General features: G+C 70.8%; 17 protein-coding genes. 4 read left to right on the top strand and 13 right to left on the bottom strand.

Going from position 1 to position 22210, the window contains the following annotated elements:
* Window positions 1-255: 255 nt before the first annotated feature.
* The gene (locus LRD69_RS26510; protein WP_277329882.1) at window positions 256-987 is read right to left on the bottom strand and encodes a gamma-glutamyl-gamma-aminobutyrate hydrolase family protein; all 732 of its coding nucleotides are present in this window, start codon (window positions 985-987) and stop codon (window positions 256-258) included.
* On the bottom strand, window positions 972-2462 hold the full coding sequence (locus tag LRD69_RS26515; protein ID WP_277329047.1) for an aldehyde dehydrogenase: 1491 nt from the start codon (window positions 2460-2462) through the stop codon (window positions 972-974). The genes LRD69_RS26510 and LRD69_RS26515 overlap by 16 nt, the downstream gene beginning before the upstream one ends.
* A gap of 167 nt (window positions 2463-2629) precedes the next feature.
* On the opposite strand from LRD69_RS26515, the gene LRD69_RS26520 reads away from it, so the two are divergent.
* Entirely contained in the window at window positions 2630-3340 is a 711-nt protein-coding gene (locus LRD69_RS26520) for a type 1 glutamine amidotransferase (protein WP_277329048.1), read from the top strand.
* 357 nt (window positions 3341-3697) lie between these two features.
* On the opposite strand, the gene LRD69_RS26525 is transcribed toward LRD69_RS26520, so the two are convergent.
* The 8 genes from LRD69_RS26525 to LRD69_RS26560 all read right to left on the bottom strand — a co-directional run bounded on the left by LRD69_RS26525 (window position 3698) and on the right by LRD69_RS26560 (window position 11869).
* Entirely contained in the window at window positions 3698-5155 is a 1458-nt protein-coding gene (locus tag LRD69_RS26525) for an APC family permease (protein ID WP_277329049.1), read from the bottom strand.
* Between the two features lie 295 nt (window positions 5156-5450).
* Complete coding sequence (locus LRD69_RS26530; RefSeq protein WP_277329050.1) at window positions 5451-6089, bottom strand: TetR family transcriptional regulator; 639 nt, start codon at window positions 6087-6089, stop codon at window positions 5451-5453.
* A gap of 258 nt (window positions 6090-6347) precedes the next feature.
* Entirely contained in the window at window positions 6348-7193 is an 846-nt protein-coding gene (locus LRD69_RS26535; RefSeq protein WP_277329051.1) for a fumarylacetoacetate hydrolase family protein, read from the bottom strand.
* Window positions 7194-7204: 11 nt separating this feature from the next.
* Window positions 7205-8140 (bottom strand): 3,4-dihydroxyphenylacetate 2,3-dioxygenase, encoded by a 936-nt coding sequence (locus LRD69_RS26540; RefSeq protein WP_277329052.1) that lies wholly within the window; start codon window positions 8138-8140, stop codon window positions 7205-7207.
* On the bottom strand, window positions 8133-9605 hold the full coding sequence (locus LRD69_RS26545) for an aldehyde dehydrogenase (protein WP_277329053.1): 1473 nt from the start codon (window positions 9603-9605) through the stop codon (window positions 8133-8135). The genes LRD69_RS26540 and LRD69_RS26545 overlap by 8 nt, the downstream gene beginning before the upstream one ends.
* Before the next feature lie 34 nt (window positions 9606-9639).
* Entirely contained in the window at window positions 9640-10446 is an 807-nt protein-coding gene (locus LRD69_RS26550; protein WP_277329054.1) for an acetoacetate decarboxylase family protein, read from the bottom strand.
* A 12-nt stretch (window positions 10447-10458) separates the two neighbouring features.
* Entirely contained in the window at window positions 10459-11679 is a 1221-nt protein-coding gene (locus tag LRD69_RS26555) for an FAD-dependent oxidoreductase (protein WP_277329055.1), read from the bottom strand.
* A 1-nt stretch (window position 11680) separates the two neighbouring features.
* Window positions 11681-11869, bottom strand: coding sequence for a ferredoxin (locus LRD69_RS26560; RefSeq protein WP_277329056.1), 189 nt, complete (start codon window positions 11867-11869; stop codon window positions 11681-11683).
* A gap of 353 nt (window positions 11870-12222) precedes the next feature.
* Between LRD69_RS26560 and LRD69_RS26565 the strand changes: the two genes are divergently transcribed.
* Together LRD69_RS26565 and LRD69_RS26570 are read left to right on the top strand one after the other, a co-directional pair.
* Window positions 12223-13581: a glutamine synthetase family protein gene (locus tag LRD69_RS26565; protein ID WP_277329057.1), complete on the top strand. Its 1359-nt coding sequence runs from the start codon at window positions 12223-12225 to the stop codon at window positions 13579-13581.
* Between the two features lie 29 nt (window positions 13582-13610).
* The gene (locus LRD69_RS26570; RefSeq protein WP_277329058.1) at window positions 13611-14879 is read left to right on the top strand and encodes a cytochrome P450; all 1269 of its coding nucleotides are present in this window, start codon (window positions 13611-13613) and stop codon (window positions 14877-14879) included.
* Between the two features lie 67 nt (window positions 14880-14946).
* On the opposite strand, the gene LRD69_RS26575 is transcribed toward LRD69_RS26570, so the two are convergent.
* Entirely contained in the window at window positions 14947-15714 is a 768-nt protein-coding gene (locus LRD69_RS26575) for an SDR family NAD(P)-dependent oxidoreductase (protein ID WP_277329059.1), read from the bottom strand.
* 121 nt (window positions 15715-15835) lie between these two features.
* On the opposite strand from LRD69_RS26575, the gene LRD69_RS26580 reads away from it, so the two are divergent.
* Window positions 15836-16759 carry an aminoglycoside phosphotransferase family protein gene (locus tag LRD69_RS26580; RefSeq protein ID WP_277329060.1) on the top strand — a complete coding sequence of 308 codons (924 nt, stop codon included), beginning with the start codon at window positions 15836-15838 and terminating at the stop codon, window positions 16757-16759.
* A gap of 67 nt (window positions 16760-16826) precedes the next feature.
* Here the strand turns inward: LRD69_RS26580 and LRD69_RS26585 are convergent, their stop codons facing one another.
* Together LRD69_RS26585 and LRD69_RS26590 are read right to left on the bottom strand one after the other, a co-directional pair.
* Window positions 16827-19244 (bottom strand): GTPase-associated protein 1-related protein, encoded by a 2418-nt coding sequence (locus tag LRD69_RS26585; RefSeq protein WP_277329883.1) that lies wholly within the window; start codon window positions 19242-19244, stop codon window positions 16827-16829.
* A gap of 359 nt (window positions 19245-19603) precedes the next feature.
* Window positions 19604-21937, bottom strand: a complete 2334-nt coding sequence (locus LRD69_RS26590; protein WP_277329061.1) for a helicase-associated domain-containing protein — start codon at window positions 21935-21937, stop codon at window positions 19604-19606.
* Window positions 21938-22210: the final 273 nt, after the last annotated feature.

Below are 22210 nucleotides of genomic sequence, written 5' to 3' on the forward strand. Positions count from 1 at the left end.
GGGCCCATGGCGGGGTGACGGCCTCGGAGTCCGTCGGGTTGCGTGGGCGGGGGAGCCAGGGTCGCGCCGATGTTTCTCCGTGATGAGGTCGATCCACCGGATCGGGCCTCGGTGCACCTGGGTGATGGCGATGTCCTGCGCCACCGGGCCCCGCGAGGAGACCGGGCCCCTCAGGACCCGGCCGAGCGCGATGTCGTCGAGTTCCGGAGCGGGCCCGGGTCCCGTCCGCGGCGGCCGAAGGAAGCCATGGCGATGTCAGCGGCGGCCGCGGGCGGCGCGGACGAGGGCGTCGAAGAGCCCGTGCTGGGCCGGGTCCTCGTGGGCGGTGTCCTCGGGGTGCCATTGCACGGCGGCGAACCAGCTGTGCAGGCCCGGGAGTTCGAGGGCTTCCACGGTGCCGTCGGCGGCGCGGGCGACGACCGTGAGGCCGACACCGGTACGGTCCACCCGCTGGTGGTGGTAGCAGGAAGCCTCCACTTTCTCGGCGCCGGTGGCCTGTTCCAGGAGTGAGTCGCGCCGGATCGCCACCGGGTGCACGACGTGGCGGTGCTCGCGTTGCGGGCCGCCCATGTCCTGCTCCAGGGTGCCGCCCAGGGCGACGTTGACGACCTGCAGGCCGCGGCAGATCGCGAGCGTCGGCAGGCCCGCGTCCAGGGCTTGGCGGGCGACTTCCAGGTCGAAGCCGTCCTGTTCGTCGTCCACGTCGTAGACGCTGTCGTGCGCCTCGTCATCGCCGTAGCGGTGCGGGGCGAGGTCGCCGCCGCCGGGGAGCAGGACGCCGTCGAAGCGGGTGAGCCGGGCGGCCACCTCGGCGGGGTCGGCGGTGCCGCCGGGCGCGTGTGGGTGGATGGTCACGGGTTCGCCGCCCGCCCGCCACACCGCGTCGACGAGGGCCCGGGCGTTGACCTCGGCGGCGTACCGCAGGGCGGAGGTGGACGCGGAGAAGCGGGCCGGAATGGCGATGAGCGGTCTCACAGCTGGATCCAGGTGGTCTTGAGTTCGGTGTACTTCTCCAGGGCGTGCGCGGACTTGTCGCGGCCGTTGCCGGACTGCTTCATCCCGCCGAAGGGCACGGTCAGGTCGCCCTCCTCGTAGCAGTTGACCCAGACCGTCCCGGCCTTCAGGGCGCGGGAGACCCGGTGCGCGGTGGACAGGTCGGACGTCCACAGCCCGGCCGCGAGACCGTACTCGGTGGCGTTGGCGAGCGCGACGGCCTCGTCGAGGTCCTCGAAGGTGAGGACGGACAGCACCGGGCCGAAGATCTCCTCCCGGGCCAGCCGCATGCCGGGGTCCACCCGGTCGAAGACGGTGGGCTGCAGGAAGCTGCCCCCGGACCCGGCCAGTGTGCGGTCACCGCCGGTCCTCAACCGGGCGCCCTCGTGAAGGCCGGTCCCGATGTGGTCCCGTACGCGCTCCAGGTGTCGCTCACCGGCCAGCGCTCCCATCTCGGTGGCGGGGTCGAGGGGGTCACCGACTCGCAGCTCCCGTGCGCGCTCCACGATGGCCTCGGTGACGCGTTCGGCGACGGAGGAGTGGACGAGCAGTCGCGAGGGTGCCGTGCACATCTCGCCCTGGTTGAAGAAGATGCCCCAGGCGGCTGTGGCCGCGGCCTTCTCCAGGTCGGGGGCGTCCGGGAGGATGATGTTGGGCGACTTGCCGCCCAACTCCAGCCAGACGCGCTTGAGATTGGAGTCGGCGGCGTAGCGCAGGAAATGCCGTCCCACGGCGGTCGACCCGGTGAAGGCCAGGATGTCCACGTCGGGGTGCAGGCCGATCGCCCGCCCGGCGGTGGGGCCGTCGCCGGTGACGACGTTCAGGACGCCCGGCGGCAGCCCGGCCTCGGTCGCGAGGCGACCCAACAACGTGGCGGACAGCGGGGAGTTCTCGGAGGGCTTCAGTACGACGGTGCAACCGGCCGCGAGTGCGGGCGCGACCTTCCAGGAGGCCAGCGTCAGGGGGAAGTTCCACGGAACCACCGCGCCGACGACGCCTGCCGGCTCCCGGGTGACGAGCGCGAGCGCGTCCGGGGCGGTGTGGGGGGACTCGTCGGTCACTTTGTCGGCCAACTGTCCGTACCAGCGAAAGGTATTGATCGCGGCGCGCAGCTCGATGGCATGCGCGTCCGTGATGGGCTTGCCCATCTCCAGGCTGATGGTGAGTGCGAGCTGGTCGCGCTGCTGTTCCAGCAGATCGGCGATCCGCAGCAGCGCCCGGCCGCGGTCGGCGGGCGCGAGGCGCGGCCAGGGGCCGGAGTCGAAGGCCCGGCGGGCGGCGGCCACGGCCGCGTCCACCTCTGCGTGGCCTCCGTCGGCGACCTGGGCCAGCACCTGACCGTTGCGTGGAGAGACGACGGTGTAGCTCCCACCGCCACCGGGTTCGTCGGCGCCGTCGATGTGGTGGACTCCGGACAGGTCCAGCTTCTCGGCTCGGCGCAGCCACTCCTCATGGGTGACATCCAGCATGGGTAGCCTCCAGGTCGTCCACTACATTTGGGCTCAAACGATATGGCGATGGGCGGCCCCGTGCAAGGGTTCCCGGGAGGCGGGTTCCGCGTATCATTTGGATCCATACGACTGGCCTGGCCGGGCTGGTCCGGCGGGTCCATGGACAGAGCAAGGGAGCGCCCATCGTGCGAGCACTCGTCATCAAGCACGACCACGTGACGGAGCCCGGGCGGGTCGGGGACCGCCTTGTCGAGCACGGATACGAACTCACCACTGTGACGGTCGTGCCCGAGTCCCGCCATCATGCGCCGAATGTGGAGTTCGACTTCCCCGACGTCGACGGCTGGGACCTGATCGTGTCCCTCGGTGCCCCCTGGTCGGTCTACGACGACGTGGCCGTCGGCAGTTGGATCGACGGCGAGCTCGCGCTGCTGCGCAAGGCCTACGACCTCGACATCCCGGTCCTCGGCGTCTGCTTCGGCGCCCAGGCGCTCGCCACCGCCCTCGGAGGCTCGGTGGAAGCCTCCCCGCACCCCGAGATCGGATGGACGGAGATCGAGACCGAGGTACCCGACCTGGTGCCCCCGGGGCCGTGGTTCCAGTGGCACTACGACCGCTGCGTCCTGCCGCCCGGTGCCGTGGAGCTGGCCCGCAACAGCGTGTGTACGCAGGCTTTCCGGGTGGGGCGGGCGCTCGGCGTGCAGTTCCACCCCGAAGTCACCACAGCGATGGTGCGCGGGTGGGTCGACCTCGGCGGCGCGGAGCAGTGCGTACGGCACGGGGTCGACCCGGACGAACTGCTCGCACGCAGCCGCGCCATGGAATCCGTCGCTCGCGCCCGTACCCGCCGCCTCGTCGACGGCTTCCTGGACCAGGTGGCCCACGTCGCCGGCTGATGGGGGCGTGCTGATGCACGTCATGCCGGATGGGCCGGCACGAGCCCGGTGGCCTCGTCGATCGGCGCCCTCGGGTGCGGTGGGAGAACATGCCGGACGGCGGCCCGGCCACCGCGTGCCTGTGGAACGGCACGCGGCAGGGGGCGAAACCGTCTCCTGCTGCGTGCCGCCACCCTGCCCGTTCGCCGACCTCGGTGGCGGCTCTCGGCGCAGCGTCTCGGGCGTTCCCCTCAAGTCGCGGCTCCTGACGGGCCGCCGGGCCGGTCCGGCCCCGTGCCGTACAGGTCGGGGAGCAGGTGTGCCCCCGCGGCGCGCCCGGGGCCGTTCGCCGGGAGCACGCCGCAGGGGGAGGGGCGATCAGGCGGTCGCGGCCGCCTTGCTGCGCACCACCCGCGCCACCACGGCGCCCAGCACCAGGACCACCGGGACGCTGAGCGCGAGCCAGGTGGCCGTGCCGGGGTCACCGCCGATGAGCGTCGTGAAGTTGGCGAGGATCAGCCAGATGGCGCCCGCGATGCCGAGCGCGCCGAGGGCCGGGGCGATCAGGGTGTTCCAGGGACGGGTGTCGAGGCGCTCGCGCCGGAAGAAGACGATCACCGAAACCGAGGTCAGGAAATACAGGAGCATGATCCCGAGGACGGCCACTCCGCTGAACCAGGAGAAGAGCGTCAGCACGGGGTCCTTGCCCAGCAGTGCGAACGGGGCGACCAGCACCAGCGCGATCGCGGTCTGCACGCTGCCGGCCGCCCAGGGGGAATGGCGCTGGTTGAGCGCACACAGCTTGCGGGGCAGCAGCCCCTCGCGGCTGAGCGAGAACAGGTAGCGGTTGGCCGAGTTGTGGAAGGCGAGGATGCCCGCGAAGAGGGAGGTTGCGAGCAGGACCGGCAGTACGTCGTAAGCCCATCCGCCGAACTGGTCGGCGACGGGATTGAAGACGAACGCCGTGGCGTCGCCGTTCTCCAGTGCCTTTCCGGCGGCTGCGGTGGCGTGCGAAGCACCGTAGGAGGAGATGAGCATCCAGGAGGTGAAGGCGAAGAAGCCGGTGACGACGACGACCGACAGGTAGGTGGCCCGGGGGACGGTCTTGCGCGGTTCGCGTGCTTCCTCGCCGTAGATGGCGGTGGCCTCGAAGCCGAACATCGATGCCACGGCGAACATCATCGCCACTCCGGGAGCCCCCTGCAGGGCAGATTTCGGTGAGAAGCTCTCGGTGAAGCCGAGCCCCTCGGGCCCGCCGCCTTTGAGCAGGGTGACCAGCGCGAAGACGAGCAGGATGCTGAACTCCGCCAGGACGAAGACCGCGAGGACCTTGGCGCCCATCTCGATGCCGGCGGCGCCGAGCGCCTGGATGACCACCATCGTGACCAAAGCCCAGACCCACCACGGTGTGTCCAGACCCGCGTAGTGCGAGACCAGACCGCTGACCAGCTCCCCGTACAGCCCGTACATGGCGGCCTGGATGGTGCAGTAGGCGAACAGGGCCACGCCCGCGCTGCCGGATCCGGTGGTCCGGCCCAGGCCCTTGCCGATGTACGTGTAGAAGGCGCCCGTGTCCACGACATGGCGGCCCATGGCGACGAAGCCGACCGAGAACAGGAGGATCACCAGGCCGGCGGCGACGTATGCGGCAGGTACGCCCGCTCCGTTGCCGAGGCCGACGGAGATGGGGGCGGCTCCGGCGATGCCGGTCAGCGGGGCCTGCGCGGAGAGGACGAAGAAGAGGATGCCCAGGACGCCGAGGGCGTTGGGCTTGAGCTTGCCTGTGGTGGGCGCGTCCTGCACGGTCTGTTGCCTTGCGACCGTTTGACTGTCCACTCGGATCACCTGCCGGGGAATGGGAGAGGGTGGTTTGTTTCAGGCCAAACGAGTTGCCTCATCCTGGGCGGCAACTATCCGTTTGGCAAGGGGTTGAAGAGGATTTCCGTCGCGCCGCCGACTCCTCCCGCACCGAAAGTGGAGCGGCGTCGGGGAGGCGGGGTGAGTGAGCCCCTGAAACCGACCGCCCGTCACGTGTGGTGCAGGCCTCGTCGCGTACGGCGACGGCTCCGGTGCGGAATGGAACGAGGCCCTGGACGCCGGGTGTCCAGGGCCTCGCAATGTGTCGGTGGGGTCAGTGGTCCCCCTCGGCGCCCCCATCGGCGTCGAGCAGTCGCAGGAGAGCCCTCAGCTCCTCCAGGGCGGCGTCGGTGACCGTCGGCTCGTCGAACACGAGCTGGTGCAGGACGAGGCCGTCCAGGGCGGCGAAGACCAACCGCATCAGCGCCGGATTCGCATCATCCGGCAGTATGCGGGTGAGCTCGCGGTGGGTGGCCGCGAAGTACTCGTCGTACAGCGCACGCAACGGTGGCAGCAGCTCGGGCCTGCGGCGGGATTCGAGGAGCAGCTCGTACTGGAACACCTGGATGTCCGGATCGGCGGTCACCATCTCCGTCAGTCCGGCGGAGAAGTCCGCCACCTTGCCTGTGCCGGGCTCCAGTGCGCTGGTGCTCAGGCTGGTGCGCACGGCGTGTGCCAGCGCCTCCTCGATGAGGGCGTCACGCGAGCCGAAGTGGTGAACGACCAGGCCATGGGTGACCCCGGCCTCCTCCGCGACCGCGCGGTAAGTGAGTTTGCGCAGACCACCGCGGGCCACCACCCGCACGGCGGCGCCGAGCAGGGCTTCGCGGCCCGCTCCGTAGTTCAACCGCTTGCGGGGCACGGCCTGCTTTCCTTCGCCCTCGTCTTCGGTGGTCTCGGCGGATTCGGTCATGTCAGGGACCCTACCTGCCGGTTGTGGATGGGGGTGCGCGCGTCGGTGAGGCCCCTGCGCGCGGTGAAGCGCCGGGCGGCCAGGGTCACCCCGACCGTGCAAGCACACGAACGAACGCTCGCTGTTCCGGCCCGGGACAGGGTGCTCGCCGGCTCCCGTTCGCTGAAGGGCGTGATACACACAGGAGCGTCCTTACGGGCGCGCCGCACCGTACGACCCCCCGCGTGGGGCCCGGTGCGGCGCGGTCCTGTGGCGCTGTCAGCGCTTGGGCGGGCGGACGCCACGGAACTCCCAGTCGCCGCCGAGCGCGGTGGACAGCACTTCCTCGGACTCGGTGGGCTGGGCGCCGACGTCGGCGCGGATGGGGGTAGGTCCGGGGACGATGTGGTTGGTGAGCCGGCCGAGGCCCTCGGCTTCGACCTCGACGACGTCGCCGGGCTGTACGGGGCGGGAGTTGGCCGGGGTGCCGGACAGCAGGACGTCGCCGGGGTGAAGGGTGATCGTGCGGGCGATGTCGGCCACGAGGTAGTGCATGTCCCACTCCATCTCGTCGGTCGAGCCGTCCTGGACGAGCTCACCGTTGACGTAGGTGCGCAGGTACTTGCCGTGGAAGTCCCAGTCGGTGACGAGACCCGGTCCGAGGGGGCAGAGGGTGTCGGAGCCCTTGACGCGGAGCATGGAGCCGGCGTCGGTGTCGCGGAAGTCGTGCAGGCCGTAGTCGTTGGCGACGGTGTAGCCCGCGATGTAGTCGCCTGCCTCGGCCGGGGAGATGTTGCGCGCGGTCCTGCCGATGACGATGGCGACCTCGCCCTCGTAGTTGAGCCATTTGCAGCCCTCGGGGCGCACGACGGCACCCTTGTGGGAGTTGAGGGCGGAGGTCGGCTTGTGGAAGTAGGTCGGCGTCGGGGTGAGCTCGATCTGGAACTCGTCCACGCGGCTTCGATGGTTGAGGTGGACGGCGACAACCTTCGACGGCACGACCGGCGGCAGGTGCAGGGCGTCGTCGATCTTGACGCGGCGGCCGTCGCCGGCGACGAGTTCGTCTCCGTCACGGAGGGTCTCGACGGCGGCACCGTCGAGGAGGATGCGGCGGTATTCGGGCATGGCGGGCCTTTCTAGGCGCGGCGGTGCGGGTTGCGCGGGGACGGGGGTGTGGGCATGCCGGTGCCGGTCCAGCCCTCGGCGGGGCGGTCGAACCAGAGGTGGACCTGGCCGGTGCCGATGGAGTTCTCGTACTCGCCGTACTGGCGGCCCTTGGCCGTGCACGCGCTCTCACCGAGCGCGCCGGCCATCATCAGGTAGTGGAAGAACTTCGCCTCGGGCTTGTACTTCCAGAACTCGTCCATGGTGTCGAGGACCTTGTCGTGGCGGCCCTCCCTGAACCAGGCGATGCGCTCGTGGTCGGCGTCACGGGCCTCGGGCGTGAAGATGTGGGCGGGGTCGCTCGCCTCGTGGTCGCGCAGTTCACGCAGCGGCCAGAAGGTGTGCGAGAGCGCGCCCGAGGCGATGAGGAGGACGCGGCGGCCGGGCGTGGCCGCGATGCCGTCCGCCAGTGCCCGGCCCAGCCGTAGGTGGTCTTCCATGTCGCCGGTCTGGCAGACCCCGATGGTCACCCATTTCTTGTCGGGAAGGCCCTCGCCGAGGAACTTCCAGAGGTTGATGGTGGCGTAGTAGATCGGCAGGTGGTCGTCGTCGATTGCGGTGATCCAGGTGCCGTGTTTGTCGGCGAACTTCGCGATGTTGCCGGCCAGTTCGGGATCGCCGGGGAAGTCGTACGGCATCCGGCACATGCCGCGCGGCAGTTCCTCGGAGGTGAAGAGCCCGGCGCGGCGCTGCTGGGCGGTGACGACGAACTCGACTGTGGTGGCCCAGTGCGAGTCGAGGACGACGACGGTGTCGTAGGTGTCGTGCTCGAAGACTTCGCGGCGTAGCTGGTGCAGGCCGGTGACGAGGGTGATCTCCTTGCCCTCGTTGAGGCCGAGGCGGTCGGCCTCCGGCAGCACGATGGTGGGGACATGGGCGAGCAGGCCCGCCCCGACGATCTCACCCATGGTCCTGCCATCCCTTCGGTGCGGTGACGGTGTTCTTGAGGTCGCAGTAGAAGTCGAAGCTCCAGGTGCCGCCCTCGCGGCCGACACCGGACTGGCGGGAGCCGCCGAACGGCGCCTGCAGATCCCGTACGAAGAAGCAGTTGACCCAGACCGTGCCCGCGACGAGCTGTGCGGTGACCCGCTCGGCGCGTTCGTGATCACCGGTGGCGAGGGTCGCGGCGAGGCCGAAACGGGTGTCGTTGGCCAGCGCGACCGCCTCCCGCTCGGTGGCGAAGGTCTGGAGGGTCAGGACAGGGCCGAAGACCTCCTCCTGGACGACCTCGCTGTCCTGAGCGACGTCGGTGAGGAGGGTAGGCCGGTAGTAGAGGCCGCCGAGGTCCGTGTTGGGCGTGCCGCCGACGACCGCGCGTGCGCCGGCCGCGATCGCCCGCTGCACGAAGCCGTCGATCTTCTCCAGCTGGCGGGGGTGGATGTTGGGGCCGAGGTCGGTGGCCTCGTCGCGTGGGTCGCCCTGCTTGAGGGCGGCGGCCTTCTCCGCGAACCGCCGCGTGAACTCGTCGGCGATCGACTCCTCCACGAGGATGCGGGTCGCGGCCAGACAGACCTGCCCGGCGTTGTCGTACTGCTCCACGGCGAGGTCGACCGCCAGGTCCAGGTCGGCGTCGGCGAAGACCAACAGGGGGGACTTGCCGCCGAGTTCGAAGCTCGTGGGCACGAGGTTCGCGGCGGACGCGGCGCCGATGGCCTTTGCGGTCGGGACGGAACCGGTGAAGCTGATCCGGCGCACATCGGGGTGGGAGACGAGCGCGTTGCCCGCCTCGGCGCCGTAGCCCTGCACGACGTTGAGCACACCGGCCGGAAGCCCCGCATCGGCGGCGATGTCCGCGAGGAGCGATGCCGTGAGCGGCGTCCACTCGGCGGGCTTGAGGATCACCGTGTTCCCCGCGGCGAGCGCAGGGGCGATCTTCCAGGTGGCCAGCATCAGCGGGGCGTTCCACGGTGTGATCAGCACACAGGGGCCGGCCGGGTCCCAGCTGACGTGGTTGGTGTGGCCGCGTGTCTCGAAGTCCTCGTGGTCCAGCTTCAGCAGCCAGTCGGCGAAGAAGCGGAAGTTGTGCGCCACGCGCGGCATCACACCGCGGCGGTGCGAACGCAGCAGAGCCGCGTTGTCATGGGTCTCGACGATAGCCAGGTCCTCGATGCGCTTCTCGACACCGTCGGCGACGGCGTGCAGGATGCGGGCGCGCTCGGCGCGCGGAGTGGCGGCCCAGCCGGGGAAGGCGGCCTTCGCGGCGGCGACAGCGGCCACGGCCTCCGTCGCGGTGCCCCGGGAGATCTCGCCGAGGGCGCTTCCGTCGAGCGGCGAGACATCGGTGAAGGTCTCGGCGGAGGCGACGCGCCGGCCGCCGATCCAGTGCCGGGTGTCGACGGCGACCCCGGCCACAGTGAGGGTGTGTTCGGTCATGTCCGGACTCCAAGTCGTCTGGGGCGTACGGGGGTTACTCGGCCTCTGAGGTGCCGGACTCCAGCAGCGTGCCGCCGTCCCAGACGACACCGACCTGGCGGTAGTACGCAGCGATCGGCTCCCGGATCTCCAGGCGGGCCAGTTCCTCGGTGGGGGCCTCGAACAGCTCGAGTTCGGCGTCACCGGTCCAGGCCTGGCCGGCCTCGAAGGATGCTGCGCCGGTCTCGATCAGCTCGTCGAGCGCGAGCCCCTTGCCCTTTTCGACGGAGGGCAGCCAGCGGTGGTGGGCCATCGGGTGAGCGTTGACGAAGCCGTTGGTCTCGGACGGCTCCCGCAGGGTGACCACGGCCTGGGCGAGTCGCCGGTCGGCCGCCGCGAGGGTGGCGCCGAAGCGGGCGCCCGCCTCGATCCGCGGGGCGGGCCCGTACGGGTGCGGGCGCGTCTGGTGGATGGAGCCGAGCTTTTTCGGGTAGCCCTGGTGCAGTCCGCGGGCGATCGCGAAGTCCTTGTCGACCCAGATGTAGACGCAGCGGGAGTACGTCCGGCCCTTGTAGGAGCAGCGGACGACCGCGAAGGCCTCCTTGTACTGGGAGAGCACCGGGTCGATCAGCTCCTGCCCGTCGGCCGAGCAGGACTGCCAGTCCGCCCAGATCAGTGCGACGGCACCCGGGTCGTCTTCCGCCAACTCCAGTGGTTCCGGCAGCAGTTCGCGCACGCGAGCGGGATCGGTGCGGTACTCGACGGTGAGCAGGTCGCCGGAGTAGCGCCAGGGCGGCGAGGGGATCAGCGACGAGTCGCCGGTCGCCGTCTTGGGATGGAAGTAACCACGGACACGGGCCATGACAGGTGTTCCTTACGAGGTGAGGGCAGGCTGCTTGAGCAGCTGGGCGCGGTAGCGGGCGGCGCCGGTGGCGGCGGCATGGCCGCCGAGGGCGACGACGCCGACCAGGCGGTCGTCGGCGTGGTAGCCGACCAGGACGTCGCCCTCCGGGTCGCCGTCGAGCACCCTGACGTCGCCGATTCCCAGCACCGGTGCGCCGAAGGACTGCAGTCGGAACTCGTGCTGGTCGCTCCAGAAGGTGGGCAGCGGCGCGAAGGGCCCCAACTCGGATCCGACGCCGGTGAGATTCGCCACCAGGCTCTTCGCGGCGTGCTTGGCGGTGTCGCCGGGGATCGACCAGTGCTCGACGCGGCGGGGTACGCCGTCGTAGCGGGCGTTCGGGAAGCGGGCGACATCGCCGACCGCGACGACGTAGGGGAAATCGCCGACGCGTAGCTGCTCGTCCGTCAGCACACCGTCGGTGAGGTCGAGACCGTTGCCGTCGAGCCACTCGGTGTTGGCGACCGAGCCGACGGACTCCACGACGACGTCGGCCGGAAGGACGGTCCCGTCGCCCAGGACGACTCCGGTGACCCGGTCATCGCCCTCGAAGCCGAAGACGCCGGTGCCGAGTGCGAAGCGCACCCCGCGCTCCTCGTGCCGCTTGTGCAGAGCGCGGGCCAGTAGTTCGCCCAACGGGCGCAGCATCGGCAGCGGTTCTGGGTCGACGACGGTCACCTCGGTGACACCGAGGCCGACGGCGGTGGCGGCGACCTCGCAGCCGATGAAGCCGGCGCCGATCACGACCACGCGTACGCCGGGCCGGGTCAGCTCGTCCCGCAGCCCTTGGGCGTCGGCGAGCGTGCGTACCGTATGGCGGCCGCTGCCAGGTCCGCAGGGGCCGTCGCAGCGCAGTCGTCGGGGCCGCATGCCGGTGGCCACGACCAGGCCGTCGAAGGCCAGTTCCGTGCCGTCGTCCAGGGCGACGACGCGCTCGGCGAGGCGGGCGGCGGTGACGGAGGTGCCGAGCCGCCACTCCACATCGGCGGCGCTCGCCCGCGGGGTGAAGGCGAGGGACTCGAAGGGCGCCTTGCCGGCGAGCACCTCCTTGGAGAGCGGGGGCCGGTTGTACGGCATGTGGGGCTCGTCCCCGATGACCGTGATCGTTCCGGTCCAGCCGGCCGCGCGCAGCTGCTCGGCCGCGCGCAGACCCGCCATCGAGGCGCCGACCACGACGATGCGTTCCGTGGTCATTTCAGTCCTCGATCCTGATGGCCTGCAGCGGACAGACGTCCGCGGCTTCCTCGACCTCGTCGCGCAGCGCGTCGTCCGGGTCGGAGACGTAGGCCAGGCGCCCGTTGTCGTCGAGCTGGAAGACGTCGGGGGCCGCGAAGACGCACTGACCGTGGTCCTGGCATTTGTTCATGTCGACGACGACCTTCATGGCCGGTCCTCCTGGATGTGAGGGGCAGCGGGGCGAAGATGGCGGGGGAGGAGGGCCCGGCCCGTGGCCGGGCCCTCGGCCAAAGGGGCCCGAAGAACCCCCTACTCGTTTGGCTTCAAACAAGATAAGAAGGAGTCGGGCCCTGGTCAACACCTATCCGGATGGATAAATTCTTTGGTCCAGGCTCTTGCGGGAAGGTGGCGGTGGTCCATACCGTTTGACGCCAAACGACAAGCTCGGGCGCCGCCCTCGCTTCTGGTCCCCGGCCAAGCGCCCCACCAGACCGTCACCGGACTGGCAGGCCGCCGAGCCGTCGGCCATCACGCCCGTTCTCATCCACCGAGGAGACATCGGTGAGCGCTCAAGACACCTCAGAAGTCCGCCGGCACATGGATCGGCTCGCCGCCGACGGCATCGACGTGGTCCGGGTGACCTACCCCGACCTCATCGGCACCGACCGTGCCCGCGATGTCCTGCTGGACCACCTGCCCTCGGCCTGCGATCACGGACTCGCCTTCTGCCGCGCCGTCTACCACACCAGTCCCCGGGGCGACGTCGTCCCGGTGCCCGGCGGGCTGGACGCCGGGCTGCCCGACATCGCCGTACGACCCGACCTGAACACCGTCCACGTCCTCCCCTGGGAGCCCGGTGTCGCCTGGTGCCTCGGCGACACCACCGACCCCGCCACCGGCGCGCCCGGCCCCGAGTCGCCGCGCGACCTGCTGCGCTCGGTCATGACCCGATGCACGGAGGCCGGACTGCGACCAGTCGTCGGCCCCGAGCTGGAGTACTTCCTGCTCGACGAGGCCCCGGGAACACCGAGCGGCTGGCGCCGCTACGCGCAGGGCGTCGCCGGCGTCGTCTACACCGCCGGTCTGCGCGCCGATGCAGACAACCATCTGCTGCGCACGCTGCGGCAGTTGCATGACCTCGGGATCGGTGTCATCACCGGGAACCACGAGTTCGACGCCGGGCAGTTCGAGATCAACCTGACGCACTCCGAGGCCATGGACGCCGCCGACCGCGCCTTCCTCTTCAAGACGGCCGTCAAAGAACTGGCCCGTAAGGAGGGGAAGCTCGCGACCTTCATGGCCAAACCCTTCAACGACGCAGGCGGCTCGGGCTTCCATCTGCACTTCTCGGGCGAGGACGCCGAGGGCCGCAACGTCTTCGACGACCCGGCCGGAGCCTTCGGACTGTCGGACACCGGGCGCCACGCCATCGCCGGCATCCTGGCCCACGCCCCGGCGCTGGCCGCTCTGCTGAACCCCACGGTGAACTCGTACAAACGCTTCGGACCGGACACCCTCGCCCCCTGGCTGATCGACTGGGGCCTGGACAACCGCAGCGCCATGGTCCGCATCCCGCCCGAGCGTGGTTCCGGCGCCCGCCTGGAGTTGCGGCTCGGCGACGCCAGTGCCAACCCGTATCTGGCGATCGCCGCCCTCTCCGCGGCCGTACTGCTCGGCGTACGGGAAGGCCAGGAGCCGCCGGCCCCGCTGGAGGGCTACGGCTACGACCCCGGGAAGTCCCGGATGCTGCCGATGAGCCTGCCTGACGCGCTCGACGCGCTTGAGGCCGACGAGTCCCTCACCGAGATCCTCGGCAAGGACTTCACCGAATCCTTCCTTGCCTACAAGCGCGACGAGGTCGCCCGCTTCGACCGTTACGTCACCGACTGGGAGTTCGCCGAGTACTCCTACCACCTCTGATCGAACCGCACCGCCCACAGGAGCACCGCATGCCGAACCCCTTCGACCCCATGCCGCTCGACGAGGTCGACCTCGCCGACAACGACAACTTCCTGGACGGCGTCACCCCGTGGCGCATGTTCCACACCCTGCGCCACGAGGACCCCGTCCACTGGCAGCCCGAGGAGGCCCCCAACTCCGGCTTCTGGGCCGTCACCCGGCACGAGGACATCGCCACCGTCGACCGCGACGCCCAGACGTTCACCTCGACGAAATTCGTCAACCTCGAAGAACTCGACGACGACCAGATCAAGAAGCGCGCCTCGATCCTGGAACTGGACGGCGTCCGCCATCGCGCGATGCGCAGCCTGCTGCAGCGCCAGTTCGGCCAGGGGGTCATCAACCAGTACACCGACTTCCTGCGCGGCCTGACGGCCAAGACCCTCGACACCGCGCTGGCCAAGGGCACCTTCGACTTCGTCGCCGACGTCTCCGCGGACTTCCCCATCAACGTCCTGGCCCGCCTCCTGGACGTACCGCCGGAGGACAACCAGCAGCTCATCGACTGGGGCAACCGGATCATCGGCAACACCGACCCCGACTACGCCGACGTCCTGCTGCACAGCGCGGAGAGCGAGAAGTACCGCGACCTTCCCTTCCGCTCGCCCGCTTCCATCGAGGTCTTCGAGTACGGCCGCGAACTTGCCCGCCGGCGCCGCGGCGGCACCGGCACCGACCTGGTCTCCAAACTCGTCAACGAGACCCCACGCGACGGCATCCCGCTGTCCGCGCAGGACTTCGACAACTACTTCCTGCTGCTGGTGGTGGCCGGCAACGAGACCACCCGGCACACCATCTCGCACTCCATGCTCGCGCTGATCCAGCACCCCGAGCAACTGGCCAAGCTCCAGGCCGATCCCTCTCTGATCCCGAACGCGGTCGAGGAGTTCCTGCGCTGGGCATCGCCTGTCTACCACTTCCGCCGTACGGCGACCCGCGACGTCGAACTCGGCGGCAAGCAGGTCAAGGAGGGCGACAAGGTCGTCATGTGGTACGCCTCGGGCAATCGCGACGAGAAGGTCTTCGGCAACCCGTACGACTTCGACGTCACCCGCACCGACAACGACCACGTCACATTCGGCAAGGGCAGCCCCCACCTGTGCCTGGGCAACCTCCTTGCCCGCACCGAGATCCGCATCATGTTCGAGGAGCTCATCCCGCGCCTCGCCGGGATCCGCCTGGCGGGTGACGTACCGCGCGTCCGCTCCAACTTCGTCAACGGCATCAAGAAGCTCCCGGTCGAGGTCACTCTCGCCTGACCAGCTCATCGGACGGGCGGGCCGGTCGCACGGCCCGCCCGGGAGTTCGAAGAGAGCGTCCGCAAGTTCAGTCGACCGGCCCGCCCGCCACATAGATGACCTGGCCGGAGACGAACCCCGCTCCGGGGCTCACCAGGTAGGACGCCGTATGGGCGATGTCCTCCGGCTGACCCACCCGCCCGACCGGGATGGACCGCGCCGCGTTGCGCCGGAACTCGTCGAAGCCGAGGCCGAGCCGCCGGGCCGAGGCCCGTGTCATGTCGCTCACCACGAACCCCGGGGCGATGGCGTTGGCGGTGATGCCGTGCCGGCCGAGTTGCAGGGCGAGCGACTTGGTGAAGCCGATCAGGCCGGCCTTCGCGCTGCCGTAGTCGACGCGGGCGGCGTCGCCGACCGCGGAGATGCTCGACATGGTGACGATCCGGCCCCAGCCGGCCTCGATCATGTGCGGGCAGACGGCCCGGGTGGCGAGGAACGGGCCGCGCAGATTGATGCCCAGGACCGTGTCCCACTGCTCCGTGGACATCTCCACGAGGTCGGCGCGGGGGCCGACGCCGGCGTTGTTGACCAGCACCGTCGGCGGACCGAGCTCAGCGGCGATCCGGGCGACGGCGGCGCTCACCGCCGCCTCGTCCGCGACGTCGGCGGCGACAGCCAGCGCCGAACCTCCGTCGCCCCTGATGGCCTCCACGGTGCCCGCGCAGTCCGCTTCGTCCAGATCGATCACGCCGACCGCCAGCCCGTCACCCGCCAGCTGCCTGGCCACCGCGGCACCGATGCCGCGTGCCGCCCCTGTGACAATTGCGGTGCGAGGGTCATGAGTTGTGTATGTCATAGCTGAAGTCCACGGCATCGGTGCACTGTTGCCAATCGATTTGGCGTGGATGCCTTCGGGGTGAACGGGTCGGTGAACGCGATGGGCACACCCCCGTACGGTGCCGGTCTAAGGTGCCTGGATGATCAGGACGCCAGAGGCCTTCGCGCGGAGCACCGTCGAGCGTGAGGGGGAGTCCGGAGCGGCGTGGCTCGCCGAACTTCCCCGGATCGTGGACGATGTGCTGGGGCATTGGGGATGCGTGCCGGACGGGCGGGTCATGCACGGGGGTGTCGGGATCATCGTGCCCGTGCGGCGGGGGACCGGGGAGACCGCCGTGCTGAAGGTGTCGTTTCCGCACCCCGGCAATGTCCACGAGCCGGACGCATTCGCGGCGTGGGGCGGGCGAGGAGCCGTTCTGCTGCACGAGCGCGCAGACGAGCGTTTCGCGATGCTGCTGGAGCGGGCGCGGCCTTCGACCCTGGCGGAGATCGAGGACGGTGACGAGGTGGTCACGGTCGCAGGACGGCTCAGCCGCCGCCTGGCCGTCCCCGCGCCGCCCGGCCTGCCTCGGTTGCGGGAGCGGGCCGACGACTGGGAGGAGCAGCTGCGCAAGGACGCCGGTGAGCTGCCGCACACACTGCCGCGCCAGGTGGTGGACGCCGCCGTGGCGACCGTCCGCGAGCTGGGCCGTGTCCAGCCGGACCTCCTCATTCACGGCGACCTCCACGCCAGGAACATCCTGCGCGCCGACCGTGAGCCCTGGCTGGCCGTCGACCCCAAGGGGTACGCGGGAGACCCCGCTTACGACGGCGGCACGCTGCTCAAGTCGCGCGCGCTGACGCTTCTCGGGGCGGACGACCTGCGCAGGGCTGTCCGCCGCACCCTGGACGTCTTCGTCGAGGCGGCGGAGGTCGATCGTGAACGCGCAAGGCGCTGGGCCCAGTTCCATGCCGTCCAGGCCGCGTTCTGGGGCCGCCGCCACGGATTCCGTGTCGCACGCGGCGGATCACAACGGGACCGGCTCACCGCATTCGCGGACCGCCTGGCGCAGTTGCTCACGTGACGCCGGTGGTCCGGCGCCCGATCACCGCGTGGTCAGGCACCCTTCGGGCGTCGGCCGAGACGGGGCCCTAGGACCGCCGTACCCGCGCCGTCAGCCGGCTGCCCAGCCGTCTGCCGAAGGTGCCCGGCCGGTTCCAGGACCGGAACGCCTCGGCAGTGAGGCTGCTGCCCGTGCGCTCCACGGCCCGTTCCACCGCCGTGGTCTCGCTGCCGGACAGGCCGCGCACCACCGGACGCAGCACTTCCGCCAGCAGGCTGGCGGAGGTCTGCGTCCAGGCCCGGCCCGCGTGCGGGTGGGCGGTCCACACGACGAAGCAGTCCGCCGCATAGGCCGGTTCGGCGCGCAGTCGGGCCAGGACGGTGTCGTGGCGGGCTGCCCTGCCGTAGGCCGCGATCAGGTCCGGGTCGTCGCTGTGCACGAGTGCGTACAGCTCCGCTTCGGGGCGTCCGGGCGCGAGGAGGGTGTGGGCGAGGGCGCCGTAGGCATGCTCCAGCACGGTGGGTTCCACCGGTTCGGCGCCGGCGCGCAGGGACGCGGCCGCCGCCGGCCAGCCGGGGGCCGCCGTACCGGAACGCACATCGCGGGCGAACTCCAGCAGTCGCAGCGCACCCCGGACGCGGGTGCCGATCTCCTGCGGGAAGCAGCGCAGCAGATCGTGGGCGAGTTCGGCGGCGTCCTCGTCGTCGGACGGTGCCGACAGCGAGGCGGCGACGAGGTGGGACCACGTGCCGGCCGTCCGGTGCGAGTCCGAGCCGGACTCACCGAGGACGAGCCGCGCCTCGCCCGCCGTCGGAGTGTCTTCGCCCCAGATCAGACCCATGGCGGTACGCAGCACCAGTGGCTCCGCGAACGGTGAGAACCCGGCGGCGCGCAGCACCGTGTGCAGCGCCATGATGCGGTCGGAGCCCTGGGTCTTGGCACGCGGCGCCTCGGCGCACATCCGTAGATGCGGCAGTGCCTGCGCACCGGTGAAGGGCAGAGCGAGGTGTGTGAGGAGCCGCTCGGCGGCGGAGGGGGCGGTCAGGGCGAGCTGGTCCAACTCGCCGAGAAGCGCCGTGCGGACGTCGAACTGTTCGTCCAGGAGGTCGAGGAGAGCCGGGGCACTGTCCGGCGTCGGGGTGTCGAGCAGGGTCTGGGCCATGTGCCGTGAGATGAAGGGGAGTTGATTCGAGAGGTCCATGTCGAGCAACCGGGTGATCCGGAGCAGCTGCACCTGGCGTGCGATGGTCGCCCCGCCGTCCGGTTCCACTCCTCCCGGTGTGAGTTCGGCGAGCAGCTCCGGGCCGAGCTCGGCGGCCAGTTCCTTCACGGCCGCGGGTTCGGCGAACGCCGTGCGCGGCGGGAGCGCGAGCGTGACGTCGCTGCGCCGCACCGCCTCCGTCACCAGCAGCGCGGCGAGCGGGGCGGTGGTCGTCACAGGAGCCCGGCCTTCGAGCGCCGCCAGCAGTCGGGCCACGGACGTCGACTCGGCAGCGGTGCGGTCGTCGGCCGGTGCCGTCAGCGCGGTGGTCAAGCGGAGCATCTGCTGGTCGTCCAGTGCGTACGGTCGCTCGGCAGCCCAATCCGCGGCGGCCGCACGCCCGTTGGGTCCGAGGGCGATGCCCGCGTGCAGTGCGGTGAAGGCGAGCGGCCCAGCGGCGAAGGGTTCGCCCGGCAGCGTCGCCGCTGCCCGGAACAGTTCCGGTGCGCGGCTGCGCCAGACACGGGCGACGGTTTCGGCCCAGGCGTCGTCCACCCGGTCCGTCGGAGCGGGGCCGGTGCACGCATGGACGCGATGGTTCGGGGCGGTGAGGCCGTGTGCCTCTTCCGGCAGTACGCCGACGACCTGGTGCGGGGACTGCGCCGGACGTCGGGTGTACGTGGTGAATGTCAGCCGCTGGGCATGCTCCGGCGGGAGTACGGCTCCGGCCAGTGCGATCCACCGGGCCACGTCCGCACTCTGCCGTTCCACGAGGACGACCTGAATCGACGTGGGCTCCTCGCTCACCCTTCGAAGATCGGCAAAGACCGCTGCCAGCCAGGGGCTGCGCGAGACCGCGAAGTCGTTCAGGGCTTCCTGTCCGGACGCGGCGGATGCGGGCAGAGCCGCCATCCGGTCCGGTGTGCCGCTGTCCGGAGTGGTGGCGGACCAGCCCGGCGACCGCCAGGCCGATATCGGGAGCGCGTCGCCCGGCAGCCTCGCACCGGCCGGAAGCAGCGCCGCATGCGTGTGGAAGTGCCCGGCTCCGGGGCCGCCGAGAGCCACCGTGCGGCTCAGCAGATGGCTGCCGTCGGAAAGTGCGCTGAAGCTGAACACCTCCGGAAACGAGCGGAGTTCGACGGCAGTCGGATGGTACGGCGCCCCGGCCGGAGGCTCGTATCCGAGCAGTTGCTCCGCCTCGGCCAGCATCGACGCGGATATGCCGGCGCTGACTGCTGTGAACCGTGCACCGACCCCGTCGTCCCCCGCAGAGGCAGAGGTGTAGTGCAACTGCGCGAGGCTCATGCGTCGGCCCTCTTCGTCCTTGCCGCGTACGTCCCCGTGCGCCAGCACGCCCCGCCTCGTCGGCGGTCCGTCGTGAACGGCCGCCCAGGCGCGGCGACGACCCCGGCGGGGAGCGGTCCGCAATCGTGTGAGCGACGCTATCAAGGTGCGCCGTGCCCGCATGCACGCTGCCGAAACGTGACCTCTACAACTGCCTCGTACCGGTCGCTCCAGCGGGACGAGGCGTACGTGACCTCGGGCTTGGGCGGCGTATGCGTCGCCGGCCGACCGATGGGCGGCACCGGACCGAGTACCGTCGGACAGGACGGTTCGCGCCGAGTCGGACCTCCTGCACTCACCGAAGCAGGGAGGTTCGGTACTCAGGCCGGCAGGACGGCCTGGATGCGGGAGAGGGCGAACACGCGGTTGTCCTGGCGCAGATGGCAGTAGCCGTAGAGATAGGGCGGATCGAAGTCGAGTTCACTCACGGTGCGGACGGTCCGGCTCCCGGATGCCGCGATGTACTCGATGGTGATGGGCTCGCCCTCGTCGATGGCGTACGCGAGCTGGCGCACGTCGGCCAGGGGCAGCGCATCGGTAGTGCCGTCCAGGATCTCCTCGGTGTCGGACCCGTAGGGGACTCCCGCACCGGGGCACGGCTGCGGGGCATGGTCGGGGGCCGCCAGCAGCCGGGCCGCCAGATCGGCCGAACGGCCTGCCTCCGGCACGCTTCTGCGGGCTGCAGGCACGGTGGCGGTCGCGGCGACGGCGGGCTGGGACACGCGCCGCCGCCCCGGCCGCTCCACCCGAACGGACCCGTCGTCGGCCGTTGCCACCGGCGAGAATCCGGCAGCGCGCAGGGCTGCCAGTGCTGCGTCGGGCTCCGCACGGCACAGAAGTACGGTCGGGGCGACGGAACGCAGCCCCAGGCGGGTCAGCCCGCGATGTGCAGCCACCTCGACGAGCAGCGCCGGGTCCTCGCTGACCAGGGCACAGGCGGCCGGGGCGAGCCGGATGCGGCCGTGGCGTCGGGCTGCGTCCGTGATCAGATAGCTCAGTGCCTGGGGCAGAGCGGCGTCCGTCACCTCGCGGAGATCTGCCTCGATCCGGTCAGGGGTGTGTCCCGCGTCCAGCGCTCGGCGCAGCGATGCAGGGCTGAACCGCCAGACCGAGGCGGCCGACCGGGTTTCCCGATCGGCAAGAGAGTCCAGTAGTGCGGCCAGCCCGGCAGTCGGAGTGCCGGTCACCACGGCGGTGAGGTCGGCGCCGATGCGGGCGCGGTCGGTTGCGTCCGGCAGCAGTCGTCGGGCGTGGTCGCGAAGGGCTGCCTGGTCCTGGCCCAGCAGGGCCGCTCCCAGCGGGGTCAGTGCGCCCCGGGCGACGGTCCCGAGCAGTTCGGCCTCCCGGGCCACCGATGCGAACGGGGTTGCATCATCAGGCAGTTCGTCGGCGAGCGGCCGGAACCAGGATACCGATGAGCCGAGGTCGGCGACCGCCCGCGCGCCATGGCCGGGCGGAAGGGAGGCCGCGGCGCTCAGCACTCCCTGCCGTGCCGTGGCGCACCCGGTGCAGTGTGCCGCCCGGCGCACGGCGGGCACCGCCTTGCCGTCCTCGTCGCGGGACCCGGTCGGGGTGAGTCCGAGCAGCCACCAGGCACGCAGCAGAAGGACGAGCCGTTCCGCGGGCTCCCATGAGGCCCACACGTCATACGCATCGGTCACGGCCAGGTCCGTGCCTTCGTACTCGACCAGGCCGGCCGCGTACGCACACTCCAGCACGAGCCGCACCACCGCTTCCTCGCACCCGTTCTCCTTGCCCAGACGGGCCAGTTCACGTGCGCCGACACCTCCGGACTTGAGGGCCACCACCGGACGCTCCGCGCAACGGGCGAGAAGTACCGTGGCCTGTCCGGCGAAGGAAGTGCTCGCCGCTGCGGCCTCACGCTCGATCTCGTCCTCGGTCACCGCTACAAGGGCCGGTGTCGGCGGCTGCGGGTCGAACGGTGCGTGCCAGTCCGGACCATGCTGCGCGAGCCTCACTTCGGCGGGCACGTGAGCGAGGCCGTACCCCGACTGGTCCACCACGAGCAACGCCCGCTCCAGCAGCCAGCGTTCGCCGGTTCCCGACCGGCCGATTTCGTGATACTCCTCGGGGTCGAGGAGCCGGGTCAGCGCCTCACGGGCACTCGGCGGCGCCGAGGCCAGAAGGCCGAGCATGGTGTGCGGATCCTGGTGATGCGCGACGATCGCGTCGAGACGGTCCTGCCGGCGGGTGCCGGGCCTGAGTCCCAGCTTGGCGGCTGTCCTGCCGAGCTCTGCCGACGTAACAGCGGCCAACAGCTCGGCCACGCCCTGACCGAGACCGAGCGGGGACTCCCACGCGCCCCGCAGCGCCGGAGCCATGTGCAGTCGGCCTGCCAGGTCCGGCCAGACGAGGGCCTGGGCGGTGAGCGTGTCCAGCGCGGCGGAGATGCCCTGGGCGTCCGTGCCGAGCAAGGTCTCCAGGGTCGTGCGGTGGGTCGGCTGCGGCAGGGCCGCGAGCGCCTGGGCCAGCTGCAGACAGGGGAGCGGCAGCTTGTTCAGGGCATCCACCACTGACCCGATGCGCTGGAGGCGCTCCGCGAGCTCGCCGAGCGACCGCGGGTCGGGTGCCACGGCTGCGTCGGGGCGTGCATCGAGGAGCCGGCGCAGCTGCTGCGCCCCCAGACTCCGCAACCATCCGACGGGATCGGACCCGTCCGGCCCGTCCGAGCTGTCAGGGACAACTGGCCTGCGGGACGCACCAGGACCAGCGAGGTGCAGGGGGCCGCTGGAGCCGAACGTGTCGACCATGGGGAGTTCACCTGCTCGGATCGGGCCGATGTGACGTGCCGACCGGGTGCTGCGGTCGGAGAGGGCCGAAGCCCACCTCGTGCCGAAGGGCAACACCCGTTCACCGTAAGAATCCTAACGGTGGCGCGAGATCTGCCCAGATCTGCTTGACGAACA

The sequence above is a fragment of the Streptomyces sp. JH14 genome (assembly GCF_029428675.1).
Classification (GTDB): Bacteria; Actinomycetota; Actinomycetes; order Streptomycetales; family Streptomycetaceae; genus Streptomyces.

Coding starts and splice junctions, on each gene's coding strand:
- LRD69_RS26515 (WP_277329047.1), bottom strand. CDS start 2,462: ATGCTGGATGTCACCCATGAGGAGTGGCTGCGCCGAGCCGAGAAGCTG.
- LRD69_RS26530 (WP_277329050.1), bottom strand. CDS start 6,089: ATGACCGAATCCGCCGAGACCACCGAAGACGAGGGCGAAGGAAAGCAG.
- LRD69_RS26535 (WP_277329051.1), bottom strand. CDS start 7,193: ATGCCCGAATACCGCCGCATCCTCCTCGACGGTGCCGCCGTCGAGACC.
- LRD69_RS26540 (WP_277329052.1), bottom strand. CDS start 8,140: ATGGGTGAGATCGTCGGGGCGGGCCTGCTCGCCCATGTCCCCACCATC.
- LRD69_RS26545 (WP_277329053.1), bottom strand. CDS start 9,605: ATGACCGAACACACCCTCACTGTGGCCGGGGTCGCCGTCGACACCCGG.
- LRD69_RS26550 (WP_277329054.1), bottom strand. CDS start 10,446: ATGGCCCGTGTCCGTGGTTACTTCCATCCCAAGACGGCGACCGGCGAC.
- LRD69_RS26555 (WP_277329055.1), bottom strand. CDS start 11,679: ATGACCACGGAACGCATCGTCGTGGTCGGCGCCTCGATGGCGGGTCTG.
- LRD69_RS26560 (WP_277329056.1), bottom strand. CDS start 11,869: ATGAAGGTCGTCGTCGACATGAACAAATGCCAGGACCACGGTCAGTGC.
- LRD69_RS26570 (WP_277329058.1), top strand. CDS start 13,611: ATGCCGAACCCCTTCGACCCCATGCCGCTCGACGAGGTCGACCTCGCC.
- LRD69_RS26575 (WP_277329059.1), bottom strand. CDS start 15,714: ATGACATACACAACTCATGACCCTCGCACCGCAATTGTCACAGGGGCG.
- LRD69_RS26580 (WP_277329060.1), top strand. CDS start 15,836: ATGATCAGGACGCCAGAGGCCTTCGCGCGGAGCACCGTCGAGCGTGAG.
- LRD69_RS26585 (WP_277329883.1), bottom strand. CDS start 19,244: ATGAGCCTCGCGCAGTTGCACTACACCTCTGCCTCTGCGGGGGACGAC.